Origin of the sequence: Planctomonas deserti, from assembly GCF_003067705.1 — a bacterium.
Lineage (GTDB): Bacteria > Actinomycetota > Actinomycetes > Actinomycetales > Microbacteriaceae > Planctomonas > Planctomonas deserti.
Map to the genome: position 1 here is coordinate 1 of NZ_QANL01000232.1, position 510 is coordinate 510.

1 protein-coding gene is annotated in these 510 nt (G+C 62.4%); it reads right to left on the minus strand.

Annotated elements, in window-relative coordinates:
* On the minus strand, nt 1-288 hold a 288-nt coding region (locus DAI20_RS20440; protein ID WP_159085184.1), incomplete at its 3' end, for a DUF998 domain-containing protein.
* Between the last annotated feature and the right edge of the window lie 222 nt (nt 289-510).

A 510-nucleotide genomic window follows, 5' to 3' on the forward strand; every position in this document is an offset into this window, starting at 1 on the left:
GGTCAGCATGGAGATGCCAAAGATCATCCAGCAGATCGCGCCTACGGCGATCCGGCGACCGGACTCCCGCCATACCCCGATGGCAAACGCCACGAAGCCCACGCCGCAGCCGATGGGGGCAATCCTGGCGCAGATGCTTGCGAGCGTGGGCGCCTGCAGCAGCTCGCTGGCGTGCTGTGCAAGCGGGTTGTAGCCCGGCGCGAACACGGCGGCAACGCTGGTCCAGAACAGGAACCACGGAAGCGGGATCAGACCCGCGCAGAGAAGCAGTCGGCTGCGGCGTTGCACGTGCAGTGATCCTTGTATTGGCCTGAGCCAGTGGGGGGAATCCAGTCGAACGTTGCAGAACCTTCCTACTGCGGGCAGGACGATCGTGAGTGCCTACAGCAGTAGTCAGATTGCGCACGGCACTCGGTAGGTTCAATAGGCAAGAAGTCATTTAAACCATCCAGCGGGTGTCGCAGCGGTTCGGTTGCATGAGCGATCACACATGTCCGGTGGGCGAGTGCT